The organism is Conexibacter woesei DSM 14684, from assembly GCF_000025265.1.
Classification (GTDB): domain Bacteria; phylum Actinomycetota; class Thermoleophilia; order Solirubrobacterales; family Solirubrobacteraceae; genus Conexibacter; species Conexibacter woesei.
On the sequence record NC_013739.1, the window covers coordinates 4,866,282 to 4,881,566 of the forward strand.

Annotated in this window: 12 protein-coding genes and 1 pseudogene; 7 read left to right on the plus strand and 6 right to left on the minus strand. The window is 74.0% G+C overall.

Features of this window, described 5'->3' with window-relative positions; all coding sequences use genetic code 11:
- Nucleotides 1-56 precede the first annotated feature (56 nt).
- Nucleotides 57-1,880, plus strand: a complete 1,824-nt coding sequence (locus CWOE_RS22930; protein ID WP_012936030.1) for a M3 family oligoendopeptidase — start codon at nt 57-59, stop codon at nt 1,878-1,880.
- Between the two features lie 4 nt (nt 1,881-1,884).
- Here the strand turns inward: CWOE_RS22930 and CWOE_RS22935 are convergent, their stop codons facing one another.
- The 5 genes and pseudogenes from CWOE_RS22935 to CWOE_RS22960 form a co-directional block, all read right to left on the minus strand.
- A complete protein-coding gene (locus CWOE_RS22935) occupies nt 1,885-3,045 on the minus strand; it encodes a hypothetical protein (RefSeq protein ID WP_012936031.1) in 1,161 nt (386 codons plus the stop codon).
- 103 nt (nt 3,046-3,148) lie between these two features.
- Nucleotides 3,149-3,364 carry a flagellar biosynthesis anti-sigma factor FlgM gene (locus CWOE_RS22940; RefSeq protein WP_012936032.1) on the minus strand — a complete coding sequence of 72 codons (216 nt, stop codon included), beginning with the start codon at nt 3,362-3,364 and terminating at the stop codon, nt 3,149-3,151.
- Between the two features lie 69 nt (nt 3,365-3,433).
- The gene (locus tag CWOE_RS33625) at nt 3,434-4,921 is read right to left on the minus strand and encodes a hypothetical protein (protein ID WP_012936033.1); all 1,488 of its coding nucleotides are present in this window, start codon (nt 4,919-4,921) and stop codon (nt 3,434-3,436) included.
- Nucleotides 4,922-5,143: 222 nt separating this feature from the next.
- Nucleotides 5,144-6,017, minus strand: a pseudogene (locus CWOE_RS22950) (NAD(P)H-binding protein).
- A 268-nt stretch (nt 6,018-6,285) separates the two neighbouring features.
- Nucleotides 6,286-7,551, minus strand: a complete 1,266-nt coding sequence (locus CWOE_RS22960) for an NADH:flavin oxidoreductase/NADH oxidase family protein (protein ID WP_012936035.1) — start codon at nt 7,549-7,551, stop codon at nt 6,286-6,288.
- A gap of 26 nt (nt 7,552-7,577) precedes the next feature.
- On the opposite strand from CWOE_RS22960, the gene CWOE_RS22965 reads away from it, so the two are divergent.
- From CWOE_RS22965 to CWOE_RS32980, 5 genes are read left to right on the plus strand one after another with little or no spacing between them, the layout of a single operon-like run.
- On the plus strand, nt 7,578-8,180 hold the full coding sequence (locus CWOE_RS22965) for a TetR/AcrR family transcriptional regulator (RefSeq protein ID WP_012936036.1): 603 nt from the start codon (nt 7,578-7,580) through the stop codon (nt 8,178-8,180).
- A gap of 23 nt (nt 8,181-8,203) precedes the next feature.
- Complete coding sequence (locus tag CWOE_RS22970; protein WP_012936037.1) at nt 8,204-8,992, plus strand: SDR family oxidoreductase; 789 nt, start codon at nt 8,204-8,206, stop codon at nt 8,990-8,992.
- Nucleotides 8,989-9,984, plus strand: coding sequence for an NADPH:quinone oxidoreductase family protein (locus CWOE_RS22975; protein WP_012936038.1), 996 nt, complete (start codon nt 8,989-8,991; stop codon nt 9,982-9,984). Before CWOE_RS22970 ends, CWOE_RS22975 begins: the two co-directional genes overlap by 4 nt.
- 23 nt (nt 9,985-10,007) lie before the next feature.
- Nucleotides 10,008-11,231, plus strand: a complete 1,224-nt coding sequence (locus tag CWOE_RS22980; RefSeq protein WP_012936039.1) for an acyl-CoA dehydrogenase family protein — start codon at nt 10,008-10,010, stop codon at nt 11,229-11,231.
- Nucleotides 11,228-12,301, plus strand: a complete 1,074-nt coding sequence (locus CWOE_RS32980) for a phosphotransferase family protein (protein ID WP_012936040.1) — start codon at nt 11,228-11,230, stop codon at nt 12,299-12,301. The genes CWOE_RS22980 and CWOE_RS32980 overlap by 4 nt, the downstream gene beginning before the upstream one ends.
- Nucleotides 12,302-12,337: 36 nt before the next feature.
- Here CWOE_RS32980 and CWOE_RS22990 read toward each other — a convergent pair whose 3' ends face one another.
- Complete coding sequence (locus tag CWOE_RS22990; protein ID WP_012936041.1) at nt 12,338-13,393, minus strand: hypothetical protein; 1,056 nt, start codon at nt 13,391-13,393, stop codon at nt 12,338-12,340.
- A 543-nt stretch (nt 13,394-13,936) separates the two neighbouring features.
- Here CWOE_RS22990 and CWOE_RS33630 point away from each other — a divergent pair.
- A complete protein-coding gene (locus tag CWOE_RS33630; protein WP_201447057.1) occupies nt 13,937-15,232 on the plus strand; it encodes a collagen-like protein in 1,296 nt (431 codons plus the stop codon).
- Nucleotides 15,233-15,285: the final 53 nt, after the last annotated feature.

Below are 15,285 nucleotides of genomic sequence, written 5' to 3' on the forward strand. Positions count from 1 at the left end.
AGAAGGATCGCAGATCCGCGCGTCGAACGAGGGCGGGCGCGTCTAAGCTCACGGCCATGACCACCGTCCCCGCCACCAACCAGGAGCCCGCGGACGACGAGGTCGCCGGCGTCGCCTGGGATCTCGATCCGCTCGTCGACGGCCGGGGCGAAGAGGGCGTGCGCGCTCTCCTCGCCCAGGCGGCCGAGCGTGCCGACGCCTTCGCCGCCGCCTACGCTGGCAAGCTCGCGACGCTCGACGCGCCCGGCCTGCGCACCGCGATGGAGCAGCTCGCCGCGCTGCACGAGCTGGTCGGCCGCGCGGGCTCGTACGCGTCGCTGCGCTTCGCCGTCGACACGGCCGACGAGCGCATCGGCGCGCTGCTCCAGCACGTGCAAGAGCGCGCGACCGCGATCCAGACGACGCTGCTCTTCTTCGAGCTGGAGTGGGCGACGCTCGACGACGCGCGCGCGGAAGAGCTGCTCGCCGGCGAGGACAACGCGTTCTTCGCCCACTACCTGCGGACCGAGCGCCGCTACCGCCCCTACCTGCTGAGCGAGCCCGAGGAGCGGATCCTCGCGGAGAAGGGGATCAGCGGCGCCGGCGCGTGGACGCGGCTGTTCGCCGAGCTGATGTCCTCGCTGGAGGTGAGACTGCCGTCAGCGCCGGAGCCGGTGACGCTGGAGCAAGCGCTTGCCCTCCTCTCGGGCCCGGACCGCGACGAGCGGCGCGGCGCAGCTGAGGCCGTCACCGAGGCGCTGCGCCCCGGCCTGCGCACGCGCGCGTTCATCTTCAACACGCTGCTGCACGACAAGGCGGTCGACGACCGTTTGCGCACCTACCCGAACTGGCTGACGGCGCGCAACCTCGCCAACGAGGCGAGCGACGAGTCGGTCCAGGCGCTCGTGACCGCCGTCCGCGGCCGCTACGACGTGCCGCAGCGCTGGTACCGCCTGAAGGCCAGACTGCTCGGCGTCGAGCGGCTCGCCGACTACGACCGCGCCGCGACCGTCGCCGACACCGACGAGCGCTTCACGTGGCGCGAGGCGCGCGAGCTGGTGCTCGACGCCTACGACAGCTTCACGCCGGAGCTGGGCGCGCTCGCGCGCCGCTTCTTCGACGAGCGCTGGATCGACGCGCCGGTCCGCCCCGGCAAGCGCGGCGGGGCGTTCTGCTCCTACACCGTGCCCTCGGCGCACCCCTACGTGCTGCTCAACTACACCGCCCGCCGGCGCGACGTGCTGACGCTCGCGCACGAGCTCGGCCACGGCGTCCACGCGGCGCTCGCAGCGCCGCAGGGCGTCTTCCACCAGGGGACGCCGCTGACGCTCGCAGAGACCGCGTCGGTGTTCGGCGAGACACTCGTCTTCGGCCGGCTGCTGGAGTCGGCCTCGACGCCGGCCTCGCGCCTGTCGCTGCTGTCGGAGTCGATCGAGGGTGCGATCGCGACCGTCTTCCGGCAGACGGCGATGCACACCTTCGAGGAGACGATCCACACCGCTCGCCGCGAGGAGGGCGAGCTGGGGATCGACCGCTTCGGCGAGCTGTGGGCGGCATCGCAGGAGGAGCTGTTCGGCGACGCCGTCGAGGTGACCGAGGGCTACCGCACGTGGTGGTCCTACATCCCCCACTTCATCAACTCGCCGGGCTACGTCTACGCGTACGCCTACGGCCAGCTGCTGGCGCTGTCGGTCTACGGCCGCTACCGGCAGGAGGGCGCGAGCTTCGTGCCCGACTACCTGCGGATGCTCTCGGCCGGCGGCTCGATGGCGCCGGAGGAGCTGGGCAGGCTCGTCGGGCTCGACCTGACCGACCCGGGCTTCTGGGACGCGGGCCTCGCGCTCGTCGACGACCAGCTGACGGCCGCCGAGCAGGCAGCGGCCGAGGCCGGCCGGGCGTAGCCGCTCAGCCGAGCACGACCCGCCGCACGGACCGCTGCACCAGCAGCGGTCGCGGCGGGCCGGGCGCAGCGCTGCGCGCGCGTGTCGCCGCGCGCGCGGCGGCGGCGTCGCGGACGGCGGCGGCGGTCGCGACGGCCGGCGTCGAGGGCGCGTTGCGGCAGCCGACTTGGAACCAGTCGGCGCGGCTCCACCACCACTCCCCGGCGCGCAGCCCGACCCACATCGGGCTGTTGGTGCAGTTGCGCACGTGGTCGTTGCCGGCGTAGTGGCCGAGCTCGTGGACGATCACCGTCTGCAGGTCGACGCGGTCGCGCGGCGGGATCCCCGGCCCGGCGTGCCACGGCACGCCGTAGGCGAGCGCGAGGTCGCGCTCCAGCACGCGCTCGAAGACGAACCGCTGGCGGCCGCGACCGTCGCGGCGGTAGTAGCGGACCGAGCGGATTCTCGTGACGCCGAGCGCGGCGCGCGGGACGTCTCTCGCGAAGCCGACGGTGTCGCGGCCGTCGCCGGCGCGCGGGGCGCGCGGCGTCGTGCCGACCGCGCGCAGGCCCCAGCGGCGCGCCGCGATGCGCGTCAGCTGCTCGAACCGCGTCGCGTCGACGCCGCTCGGCACGTTGGCGGTGCTGAGGCGGTATGGGAAGGGATTGCGCTTGCCGACCGAGCGCGGGATCGGGGCACGGACGATGTCGGAGCCGTCGCCGGGCGGCGGGCTGGTCGGAGGCGGGCTGCCGGGGTCGCCCGGCACCTCGTAGGTCGCCTCGGCGACGAACGTCTCGCTGCTGCCGGCGCTGATGTAGAGACAGGCGCGCTTGGGGCCTGCGTAGAGCGACGGCCACTCCTTCCACGTCGGCGCGAAGCTCTGCGGGACGCGGCCGCGCGTGTCGTCGTAGACGTCGGTGCCGACCCAACTGGAGCCGGTGATCTCCGCTTGGCACGACTGCGCCGCGGGGACCGTCGTGACGAGCGGGAAGTAGCCGCAGTACTCCTGCGGCGCGCACTGGCTCGCGGTCGTGCCGCTGGCGTTGACGACGACGGTTCCGTCAGCCTGGACGACGGGCGGGGCGATCGTCAGCGTGCCCTGGAACGTCGCTGCGCCGGCCGGCGAAGCGACGATCGTCGCGGCGAGCGCCGCCGTGCAGATCGCGAGGATGAGCCGTCGTCGCATCTGTCTGGATCGTACGGCACGGGTACGCCGTGGCCGCGCGGCCTACCCTGCTCGCGCAGGCCGCGCGGTCACGGACGTCGTCGGTCCCCGCTCGCCGCCGAGCTCACAGCTCGGTCGGCGAGCGCTGCGTCAGCAGGTCCGCCTTGACGCGCTGGTGGAACTGCGCGCGCTCGACGAGGACCTCGGCGATGCGGTCGGGGTCGACGACGTACTCGCCGGCGGCGACCTGCTTCGCGAGCAGGCGGACGCGCGACGAACGCGTGATGCGATCCCGACGGGCGGTGGTGAGGCGCTGGATGCGGTCGTTGGTAGCGACCATGATGGTGCTCCTTCCGTTCTCTGAGTTCACGTGAGAGCCGGCCCGTACGGGGCGGCTCGCTGAGGTGACTCAGGAGGCGGGTGGAGCGCGCGCCGCGTCGTGCGAGGTCGGCGTCGCCGGGTTGCTCTCGAAGGAGCACGGCGGCGCGACCGACTCGGCCTGCGCAAGCCCTGCGCTGACCGAACCGACGAGGATCGCGAAGAAGGAGATGCCGCCGGCACCGGCCGTCGCGGCGGCGGCCGCGGCGCTGGCCGAGACCGGGGAGACGGGGGCGTCGCTCGGGGCGGGCGGTCCGCGGACCGAACCCGGCTCCTCGGCGTTGCGGGTCTTTCTGACCTGGTCGCGGTCGACCGGGGCCGGCGTGGTGCCGTCCGCGGTGGTCGTCGCCGTGGCGACGACGATCGGCGCGCAGAGCGCTCCGGCCGGATCGATCGAGGCGGCCGCCCGCGGCAGCTCCGCAGCCGTCTGGGCGGGCCCGAAGCCGAGCCGGGCGAGCACCTTGCGCACGCCGCGCTGCTTCTCGGCCGCGCGGGCCGCTGCCTGCTCGGCGTCGTCCTTGGCGGTGCTCTCGGGCGGCGCGGTTGCCGCCGGCTGCGGCAGCGTGACCGGCGCGGAGACGACCGGCGCGGGCGCGGTGACCGGGGTGGTCGTCGGCGCGACCGGCGGCGCCGGCGCCTCGACGGTGGGCGGCCGCAGCGTGCCGCCGTTGACCGGCGGCTTCGGGTGCGTGTCGGGCGTGTCGGACGTGTCGGCCGGACGCGACGGGGTTCTCGGCGACGGATTGTCGGCCGGGGCCGGGTCGACGGGACCGGGGTCGACCGGAGCCGGGTCGACGGGAGCGGGATCGACCGGACCGGGATCGACGGGACCCGGATCGACCGGACCGGGATCGACGGGACCGGGGTCGACGGGACCCGGGTTGACGGGACCGGGATCGACGGGACCCGGGTTGACCGGGCCGGGATCGACCGGGCCGGGATCGACCGGGCCGGGATCGACCGGGCCGGGATCGACCGGACCCGGATCGACCGGACCGGGCTCCGTGGGAGCGGGCTCGGTGGGGGTCTGACCGTCGGCCGGCGTCTGCGGCGCGCCCGAGCCGGGATCGGCGGGCGGCGTCTCGCCGGACGCGCCGTCAGCGGCGGGCGGCGTCTCGCCGGACGCGCCGTCGGCGGCGGGCGGGGTCGACTCCTGCGGCGCCGTCGCGGCCGGAGCGGTGTCCTGCGGCGCGGCGGCGGGCGGGGCCGACTCCTGCGGCGCCGTCGCGGCCGGAGCGGTGTCCTGCGGCGCGGCGGCGACCTGCGAGGTGTCCTGCGGCGCGGCGGCGGCCTGCGAGGTGTCCTGCGGCGCGGCAGCCGTCGCCGGCTGCTCGGTGCTGGGCGCGGCGAGCGCCTGCGAGTCGGGCGCCTGCGCCCCGCCGACGTCGGCGGCGAGGACACCAGCCGGGGCCGCGCCGAGCGCGGCGGCTGCGGTCAGCGCGACCAGCGCACCACGGAGCGCGCGGCGCCGGGCGGCGATGCGAGCGAGAGGCGTGGTGTCGAGGGTGCGTTCGTCCATGCGTAGCGTGGATGCAGCTTTAGGGGTTCCTCGGCATTCCACCGGGGACCTTTAGACCTCGCCCCCCAATTCGTCGCGTTCGCGATGGGGTGGTTCGTCTGCTGACCACCAGAGGAGGGTATCCGCCTCGGGGGTCGGCGTCATCGCGCCGACCTCGGAATGTCTCACCGGCGTTCAGATTGAGCGCGCATGCGTCAACTTTTGCGAGCTTTTGCGCCAACCCTAGCGCTTGCTTCCAGCCGCTCGGTGCGACCGCAGCCACGCCGGCAGCGAGGTCGGCGGGTGTCCGGCGACGCGCGCGACGACGTCGCTGACGACGTCCATCTCGCCGCTGGCGATCGCGGCGTAGGAGGTCACCCATCCCTCGATCTCCCACGTCTCGGCACCGCCGCCAGCGCGCCTCGTCCAGCGACTCCGGAACATAGGAGATCGGACGACCGGAGGAGTCAGCGAGCAGCGCCGCGGTCTCCGCGACGGTCAGCGCTCGCGGCCCAGTCACGTCGTAGGTGCGACCGTCGTGCGCACCGCCCGCGAGCAGCACCGCGGCGGCGACTTCGGCGAGGTCGTCGCGCGCGATCCAGGCGACGCGCCCCTCCCCCGCCGGACCGCGGATGACGTCGTCGCGACCGATCCACGAGGGCACCAGGTCGAGGTAGAGGCTCGGCCGCAGGAACGTGAACGCCGCACCGCTGGCGCGCACGTGCTGCTCGGTGCGGAAGTGGTCGCGCGCGAACGTGAACGTCGCGTCGGGCGCAGCCGCCAGGAACGACAGGTAGACGATCCGCTCGACGCGCGCGGCGCGCGCCGCGTCGACCGCTGCGACGTGCTGCTCGACGCGGTCGCGCGACTCGGTCGCCGAGACCAGCAGGAGCGTCCGGGCGCCGTCGAGCGCGCCCTCCAGCAGAGGGTCGCCGTAGCCGCCCGGCACGATCGCGACGTCCGTCGCTCCGACCGCGTCGGGCAGCACGGGCACGCGGGAGGCGTCGCGCACGACCAGCCGCAGCGGCGCGCCCGCGCGCGCGAGGAGCGCGGCGACGCGCCCGCCGAGCTCGCCGCTCGCGCCGGTCACCGCGAAGGGGTCGCCGGCCGAGGTCATCCGACGGTCCTACCCGCCCGTGCCGGCTGTCGCGCACGGATCCCGCCGGGCGCGCGGATCCGCGGCGCGCACGTCAGCCGCCGCGCGCATCGCAGCCGCCGCTCGCATCGCAGCCGCCGCTCGCATCGCAGCCGCCGCTCGCATCGCAGCCGCCGCGCGCACCACAGCCGCCGCGCGCACCACAGCCGCCGCTCGCATCGCAGCCGCCGCGCGCACCACAGCCGCCGCGCGCACCACAGCCGCCGCGCGCGCCGCAGCCCCGCGCACCTCAACCGCCGCGCTTGCGACGCGCCGCGCCCCAGCCATTGACGAGCAGGAACGTCGCGAGCGTGTGGAGCGCCCGCTCGCCCGCCCACGGCTCGCGGCCACGACCGATCCGGTGGAGCTGACGGGTGTGCCACCAGAGGTCGATGACGCTGTCGAGCTTGCGAACGCCGATGCTGCGCGAGCCGGCGTCGATCCGCGCGCGCGAGCCGTCGAGCAGCGCGGCGCTCGCGTCGGGGTGGAGCGCGAGCGGCCGACCGAGGCCGATCACGTTGCAGGCGCCGCTCGCGACCGCCTCGCGCATCGCCGCCGCAGAGCGGAACCCGCCCGTCACCATCAGCGGCACGTCGGGCGCGCGGTCGCGCACGCGCACCGCGTAGTCGAGGAAGTACGCCTCGCGCGCACGCGTGCTCGCGCGCGCGGGAACCGCTGCGCTGGCTGCGGCTGCGCTGGAAGCCGTCCCCGTCGCGTCGCCCATCATCGCCGGCGACTCGTACGTGCCTCCGCTGATCTCGATCAGGTCGACACCCGCGGCGGCGAGCGCCGCGACGACGTCGCCCGACTCCTCCTCGCTGAAGCCGCCCCGCTGGAAGTCCGCCGAGTTGAGCTTGATGCCGACCGGGAAGTCCGGCCCGACCGCCGCGCGCGTCGCCCGCACGACCTCGAGCACGAACCGCTGCCGCCGCGCGGCGTCGCCGCCCCACTCGTCGTCGCGTCTGTTCGCGAGCGGCGAGAGGAACTGCGAGATCAGGTACCCGTGCGCGCCGTGCAGCTGGACGCCGTCGAAGCCCGCCTCGCGGAAGACCGCCGCCGTCCGCGCGAAGCGCCCGACGATCTCCTCGATCTGGGCGCCGGTCAGCGCCTGGGGCGTGACGGCGCCGGGTATCCGCGGGGCGATCGCGCTCGGCGCGACCGGTCGCGAGCCAGCGATCCGCATCGCCTGACGGCCGGGGTGGTTGACCTGCACCCAGAGGGTCGTCCCGTTCGCTCTGCCGGCGGCGGCCCAGCGGCGCAGCGCCGGCAGGTCGCGCTCGTCCTCGACGACGACCTGGCGCGGCTCGCCGACGTGGCGGCGGTCGATCATCACGTTGCCGGTGATCACGAGTCCGGAGCCGCCGGCCGCCCAGCGCTCGTAGAGCCGGTCGATCCGCACCGTCGGGCTGTTGGCCCGGTCGCTGAGCTGCTCGCTCATCGCCGCCTTCGCGATCCGGTTCGCGAGCACGGCACCGCACGGCAGCGTCAGCGGCGAGGCAAGTGTCGTGGTGTCCACGGCGGCGATGGTACCGTGCGGTACCAGTGGAGACGCCGGTTGCCATCGAGGGAGCGCGGGAGCGGCTCGTCTGCGGCATGAACGCCGCCGTCGCGGAGAAGGGCTACGCCCCCACCACGATCGCCGACGTCGTGCGCCACGCGCGCGTCTCCAAGCGCACCTTCTACGAGCACTTCGGCGACAAGCGCGCCTGCTTCCTGGCCGCGTACGACACCGCCTCCGCGCACGTCCTCGGCGCGATGCGCGCCGCCTCGGAGGCGGCCGCCGGCGCCCCCTGGAGCGAGCGCGTCGAGCGCGTCGTCGTCGCGTACCTGGAGGCGATGGCGGCCAAGCCCGAGCTGACGCAGACGTTCCTGATCGAGATCCTCGGCGCCGGCCCGCTCGCGCTCGCGCACCGCCGCGAGACGATGGAGCGCTTCGCCGACCAGCTCGTCGCGCTCTGCGCCGACCTGCGGCGCGCGGAGCCGCAGCTGCGGCCCGTCTCGCGCTCGCTCGCGACCGCCGTCGTCGGCGGCATCAACGAACTGGTGCTCGGCGCCGTCGAGCAGGGCCGCGCGAGCGAGCTGGCGCAGCTGCGCCGGCCGGCCGCCGAGCTGATCCGCTCCGTCCTGACGGGACCGGAGCCGTGAGAACCCCGAACGGAGGAAGGCAGTTGCCCGAGACCAACAGCAGCCCACCGGACCTGTCCGGCCTGCGCGACCGCGTCGCGCTCGTGACCGGCGGAGCGAGCGGCATCGGGCGGGCGACCGCGCTCGCGCTCGCCGCCGCCGGCGTCGAGGTCGTCGTCGCCGACCTCGACGCCGCGCAGGCGCAGGAGGTCGCGCGGCAGGTCGGCGGCCACGCCTTCGAGGCCGACGTCAGCGACCTCGACGCAAACCGCGCGGCCGTCGCCTTCGCGCAGGAGCGCTGCGGCGGGCTCGACCTCGCCTTCCTCAACGCCGGCGTCACGAGCGGCTGCGGCGTCGGCGAGGACTTCGACCTCGCGCTCTACCGGCGCGCGATGGGCGTCAACCTCGACGGCGTCGTCTTCGGCACGCACGCCGCGCTGCCCGCGCTGAGGGCGCGCGGCGGGGGCGCGATCGTCGCGACCGCCTCGCTCGCCGGCCTCGTCGGCGTCCCGCTCGAGCCGATCTACACCGCCAACAAGCACGCCGTCGTCGGTCTCACCCGCTCCCTCGGCCCGACGCTGGCGGCCGAAGGGATCCGCTTCAACGCGGTCTGCCCCGGCTTCGCCGAGACGCCGCTCATCGCCGACTTCAGAGACGGTCTGCGCGACGCCGGCTTCGAGCTGCTGAGCCCCGAGGTCGTCGCCGAGACCGCCGTGCACCTGTTCGCCGGTGAGATGAGCGGCGAGTGTTGGTTCGTCCAGGTCGGCCGCGAGCCGGCGCCGTTCGGCTTCCGGGGGATCCCCGGGCCGCGCACGACGGAGGTCCCCAAGTGAGAGCGCTCCAGATCACCGAGCTGACCGGCCCGCGCAGCGCCCTCGCGTTCGCCGAGCTGCCCGACCCCGAGCCGCCGCACATGCTGACCCCCGATGGCGGCGTCGTCGTCGAGGTGCACGCGGCCGGCGTCTCGTTCCCCGAGCTGCTGCAGTCGCGCGGCCAGTACCAGCTCAAGCCGCCGCTGCCGTTCGTGCCCGGGAGCGAGGTCGCCGGGATCGTCCGCAGCGCGCCCGACGGCGCCGCGGTCAGAGCGGGCGACCGGGTCGCCGCCTTCTGCGCGCTCGGCGGCTTCGCCGAGGTCGCCGTCGCACCGGAGTTCCTGACGTTCGCGCTGCCTGGCGCGCTGTCGTTCGCGCAGGGCGCGGGACTGATCCTCAACTACCACACCGCGTACTTCGCGCTGAAGCTGCGCGGACGCCTGGCACCGGGCGAGACGGTCCTGATCCACGGCGGCGCCGGCGGCGTCGGGACGGCGGCGATCCAGGTCGCCAACGGCCTCGGCGCGCGCACGATCGCGGTCGTCTCCAGCGACGAGAAGGAGCACGTCGCCCGCACCGCGGGCGCCGACGAGGTCGTCCGCTCCGACGGCGCGTGGAAGGACGCGGCGAAGGAGCTGACCGACGGGGCCGGCGTCGACGTCGTGCTCGACCCCGTCGGCGGCGACCGCTTCACCGACTCGCTGCGGGCGTTGCGCGAGGACGGGCGGCTCGTCGTCGTCGGCTTCACTGCCGGCTCGATCCCCGAGGTGAGAGTCAACCGGCTGCTGCTCGGGAACACGAGCGTGGTCGGTGCCGGCTGGGGCGCGTACGCGATGGGCAAGCCGGCCGCGTGCCGCGAGATCGGCGCGGCGCTCGACGTGATGATCCGCGACGGCGTCGTGTCGCCGATCGTCGGGGCGCTGCTGCCGCTGGAGCGCGCCGCCGAGGCGCTCGAGCTGCTCGACGGGCGGCGCGCGGTCGGCAAGGTCGTGCTCGCCGTGCGCGAGGCGTGAGCCGTTTCAACGAGGGAGGAACGATGGACTTCGAACCAAGCGACCGCGCGAAGGAATACCAAGAGCGGCTGCAGGCGTTCATGGACGAGAAGGTCTACCCGGCGGAGCGCGTCTACATCGCGCAGGTGCGGGCCGCCGACTCGCCGCACGTCCACCCGCCGGTGATGGAGGAGCTGAAGGAGGAGGCGCGCCGGCGCGGGCTGTGGAACCTCTTCCTGCCGGACCCCGCCCACGGGCCGGGGCTGAGCTACCTGGAGTACGCGCCGCTCGCGGAGATCATGGGCCGCACGATGATCGCCGCCGAGGCGACCAACTGCAACGCGCCGGACACGGGCAACATGGAGGTGCTGCACCAGTTCGGCAGCGACGCGCAGAAGGAGCGCTGGCTGCAGCCGCTGCTCGACGGGGAGATCCGCTCCGGCTTTGCGATGACCGAGCCCGACGTCGCCTCCTCCGACGCGACGAACGTGCAGATGAGCATGGTCCGCGAGGGCGACGAGCTGGTCCTCAACGGGCGCAAGTGGTGGACGACCGGCGCGCTGCACGAGAGATGCCGGATCCTGATCGTGATGGGCAAGACCGACCCGGACGCGCACGTCTACGCGCAGCAGTCGATGGTGCTCGTGCCGCTCGACACGCCGGGGCTGGAGATCGTCCGCTCGCTGCCCGTCTTCGGCTACCACGACCCCGAGGGCCACGCGGAGCTGAAGTTCACCGACGTGCGCGTGCCGGCCGAGAACGTGATCGCGCAGCCGGGCGCCGGCTTCCTGATCGCGCAGGCGCGACTCGGCCCCGGCCGCATCCACCACTGCATGCGCGCGGTCGGCGCGGCCGAGCGGGCGCTGGAGCTGATGTGCGCGCGGGCGGACGCGCGCGAGACGTTCGGCAAGCCGGTCTCGACCCGCTCGAACATCCGCGACTGGATCGCCGAGGCGCGGATCGAGCTGGAGATGCTGCGGCTGCTCGTGCTCAAGACCGCGTGGCTGGTCGACCGCGTCGGCGGCAAGAACGCACGCGTCGAGGTCGCGGCGATCAAGGTCGCGGCGCCGAACATCGCGCTGAAGATCATCGACCGCGCGATCCAGGTGCACGGCGGCGCCGGCGTCTCCGACGACACGCCGCTGGCGTACATGTACGCGCACATGCGCACGCTGCGGCTGGCCGACGGACCGGACGAGGTGCACAAGCTGTCGATCGCGCGGCGCGAGCTGCGCAGACAGCGCGGCGAGGAGGCGCCCGTCCTGTGACCGGCACCGCTCGCGCCGAGGACCGGGCGGTCCGGGCGGAGGACGCGTTCGACGTCGACGCGGTCGACGCGTGGCTGCGCGCCGCCGCCGGCGTCGCGCTCCCGCCCGGCGAGCCGGACGTACGCCAGTTCGCCGGCGGCGCGTCGAACCTGACGTACCTGCTGCGCTACGCCGACCGCGACCTGATCCTGCGCCGCCCGCCGCCGGGCACGAAGGCGTCCTCCGCGCACGACATGGCGCGTGAGCACAGGATCCAGGCGGCGCTGAAGCCGGCGTTCCCGTACGTCCCGGAGATGGTCGCGCTGTGCACCGACGAGGCCGTGCTGGGGAGCGACTTCTACGTGATGGAGCGGGTCCCCGGCGTGATCCCGCGCGCGTCGATGCCGCCCGAGGTCGGCACGGACCCGGCGCTGATGCGCGCGCTCGGCGAGCGGTTCGTCGATCTGCTCGTGGAGCTGCACGCTATCGAGCCGGCAGCGGCCGGCCTCGCCGACATCGGGCGCGGAGCCGGCTACGTCGAGCGCCAGGTCGCCGGCTGGACCGAGCGCTACGCGCGCGCCAGAACGTGGAACGTGCCGTCGTTCGCGCGCGTGATGCGCTGGCTGGACGAGCGCAGGCCCGCGGACGTCCGCACGTGCGTGATCCACAACGACTTCCGCCTCGACAACATCGTGCTCGACGCCGCGGAGCCGCTGCGCGTGCGCGCCGTGCTCGACTGGGAGCTGGCGACGCTCGGCGACCCGCTGATGGACCTCGGCAGCTCGCTCGCCTACTGGGTCGAGCCGGGCGACGGCCGCCTGATGCAGCGGTTCCGCAGACAGCCGTCGAACCTGCCGGGGATGCCGACCCGCCGCGAGATCGTCGAGCGCTATTGCGCGGCGACGGGCCTGCGGGCCGACGACTGGCCGTTCTACGAGGTCTTCGGGATGTTCCGCCTTGCCGGCATCGCGCAGCAGATCTACTTCCGCTACGCGAGAGGCCAGACGACCAACCCCGCCTTCAAGCGCTTCTGGCTCGCCGCGTGGGTGCTGGAGCGGCGCTGCCGGACGGTGATGCGCGCGGCGGCGTGAGCCGAGCCGCCGCCGCGCCGCGCCAGCGCCCGTCCGTCAGCGGGCGGGCACGATTCTCCCGGAGGTCAGCAGCGTTCTCGCACGCCCGTCGACCGGGTCGTATACCTCGACCTGCACGCCCGAGTCGCGGTAGGCGACGTAGACGCTCTTCGGGTGCGCCGCGTCGGCGTACGCCGTGCCGCCCTCGACCTCGAACGTCGCGGAGCCGCTGTCGGCGGCTGCTCTGCGCAGTGACGCGAGCGGGTCGGGCTGGGGGTACGTGCCGACCGTGAGGAACCGAGGGCTGTCGTCACCGACGGCGACGCCGCTCGGCAGGTAGCGCACGTAGATGCGCCCGTCGCGCTCCTCGGTCAGCTCGTAGGTCGTCTGCTCCTCGGCGCCGGCCCAGTAGACGGGATGGCCGGCCTGGGTCGCGGTCTGCGCGAGCTGCTGCGGCGAGACGGCGCGCGGCTCGCCCGACGCCACGGCCGCGCGGACCGGGACGATCGCGCCGCTGCGGGCGAGTCTCAGCGCCTCGCCGGCGGTCGCGTCGAAGATCTCGATCTGGACGTTCGAGCCGGGGAAGGCGACGTAGGCGCTCTCCGCCCGGTTTCTGTCCTGGAACGCGCGTCCTCCGCCGGGCACGGTGACCGCCTCGACGCCCTGCGCTCTCGCCGTCGCCAGCAGCGTCTGGAACGCTCTCGCCTGCGGGTAGGTCGCGACCGTCAGATATCTCGCCTCCGAGGCGCCGACGGAGACGCCGGCGGGCAGGTAGCGGATGAAGATTCGCCCGTCTCTGGTCTCCGACAGCTCGTACGTCGTGCCGTCGCGAGCACCCGCCCAGTAGACGGGGTGGCCGGCGCCGGCGGAGGCGGCAGCGAGTCTTTCGAGCGATGCCGCGACGGCCAGCGCGCGTCTCGCGGCCGCCGGCTTCTCGTCGTCTCCCCCTCCTGCGAGCAGCACGATGCCGACGACGACGGCCGCGACCAGCGCGACGGCCGGGAGCAGCCAGCGCGTCAGCCTGTTGGGCGTGCGCGGAGCTTCGCCGGCGTCGCCGTCGTTGCCGGCGGGAGCGGCGGACTGCTGAGACGGCTCTGCTTCGACTGGCGTCATCCGTGATCCTCCGTTCGCTGCGACCGTGTGCGCCGTCCGTGCGCAAGCTCGACTCGGCCGCTCCTCAATCAAGAGCGTCGGCAGTATAGCCCCGCGATCGCGCCGCCCACCAGCGACAAGCGCGCCTCCGGCAGCGGCCGCGGCGCCGTCCGGCGACGGTCGGCAGTCCGCCGATCTCGCGCTCTCGCCGCCGGTTCGACGGGCCTGCGCGGTTCGACGCGTGTGCGCCACACCCTGTGAAGTTGGCGCGCATACGCTCGAATTTGAGGTTTATGAACCCACTTTTGCACTCAAGAGTTCGTCAAACCTGCCGATATCTCTATCCATTTTGTGTACTATCGCCGCGTCGAGAGACCCGGTTCGCGCCGAACCAGAGGCGTACTCAATCGGGCGACCACCTCTCAGGGATGAAGAGGGCACGCGACAGCTCTTTGGCCCAGCGGCCGGCCACCCGGCCAGCGCCGCTGTAGCTCTCCAGCTGCCCATGAGCACGGAAGGGAACGCATGAAGGGGATCGGACGTAAGGAAGCAACCATCCTCGCTGTGCTTGTCGCAGCAGCGATGAGCCTGCTGTGGACTTCAGGCGCCAGCGCGGCCGCGACGAGCACCGCGACGACGAGCGCCACCAGAAGCACGAGAACGAACAGAAACAGAGGGAGAGGCGGCGTCAAGGGCGTCTCCCAGAGAAGCGGTCCGAGAGGCGCCAGAGGCGCCACCGGCGCGACGGGCCCCGCCGGTCCTGCCGGCCCGATCGGCCCGGTCGGCCCCGCCGGCCCGCAGGGCGCCGCCGGCCCCCAGGGACCGCAGGGCGAGAGAGGCGCGGCCGGCGCCGACGGCAGAAACGGCGCGAACGGCCTCAAGGGCGACACCGGCGCTGCCGGCACCGGCGCCAAGGGCGACACCGGCGACCAGGGCATCCAGGGCATCCAGGGCGTCAAGGGCGATACCGGCGGCCAAGGCATCCAGGGCGCCAAGGGCGACACCGGCGGCCAAGGCATCCAGGGCGATACCGGCGGCCAAGGCATCCAGGGCGCCAAGGGCGACACCGGCGACCAAGGCACCCAAGGCGTCAAGGGCGACAAGGGCGACACCGGCGACCAAGGCACCCAAGGCGTCAAGGGCGACCAAGGCACCCAGGGCATCCAGGGCGACGTCGGCCCCGAGGGGCCGCAGGGCCCCATCGGTCCGAATGGCCTCCAGGGCGTCAAGGGCGATAAGGGCGACAAGGGCGACGACGGTGCCGCTGGTGGCGACGGCGCGGCTGGCGCAACCGGCGCGGCTGGCGGCACGGGCGCGACCGGCGCTCAGGGTCCGCAGGGCGAGACCGGTCCGATCGGTCCGCAGGGTCCCGCAGGCCCGCAGGGCGATAAGGGCGACCCCGGCACACCCGGCGATCAGGGTCCGGCCGGCAACACCGGCCCGCAGGGTCCGGCCGGTGCCGACAGCACCGTCGCAGGTCCGAGAGGCGAGACCGGCGCGACCGGCGCGCAGGGTCCCGCAGGTCCGAGAGGCGAGACTGGCTCGACCGGCGCCACCGGTGCCCAGGGTCCGAGCGGTGCGGTCGGTGCGGTCGTCACCTCGTCGACGTTCACCGTCACGAACGACGGCTACGCGACGATCGCCTGCCCGAACAGCGGCGTGGCGCTCGGCGGCGGCGGCCAGTTCACGAGCACCAGTGGCGGTGGCGGAACGGTGTACACGGTGCGCGGTTCGTTCCCGTCGGCCACCAACGGCACTCCGACCACGAGCGGGTCGGCAGGCAGAGCGTGGACGATCCGGTCCTCCAGCGCGAACGACACCCAGGGCGGCACCGTCTACGTGATCTGCGTCCCACAGTGATCGCAGCCTAGTTCCGCAGCAGCACCCGGAACGACGAGGGCCCCGCCAAAAGC

What these genes read in the sequence shown, in the direction of transcription:
- CWOE_RS33625 (WP_012936033.1), bottom strand. Translation starts at nt 4,921, where the DNA reads ATGGACGAACGCACCCTCGACACCACGCCTCTCGCTCGCATCGCCGCC.
- CWOE_RS22980 (WP_012936039.1), top strand. Translation starts at nt 10,008, where the DNA reads ATGGACTTCGAACCAAGCGACCGCGCGAAGGAATACCAAGAGCGGCTG.
- CWOE_RS22930 (WP_012936030.1), top strand. Translation starts at nt 57, where the DNA reads ATGACCACCGTCCCCGCCACCAACCAGGAGCCCGCGGACGACGAGGTC.
- CWOE_RS22935 (WP_012936031.1), bottom strand. Translation starts at nt 3,045, where the DNA reads ATGCGACGACGGCTCATCCTCGCGATCTGCACGGCGGCGCTCGCCGCG.
- CWOE_RS22940 (WP_012936032.1), bottom strand. Translation starts at nt 3,364, where the DNA reads ATGGTCGCTACCAACGACCGCATCCAGCGCCTCACCACCGCCCGTCGG.
- CWOE_RS22990 (WP_012936041.1), bottom strand. Translation starts at nt 13,393, where the DNA reads ATGACGCCAGTCGAAGCAGAGCCGTCTCAGCAGTCCGCCGCTCCCGCC.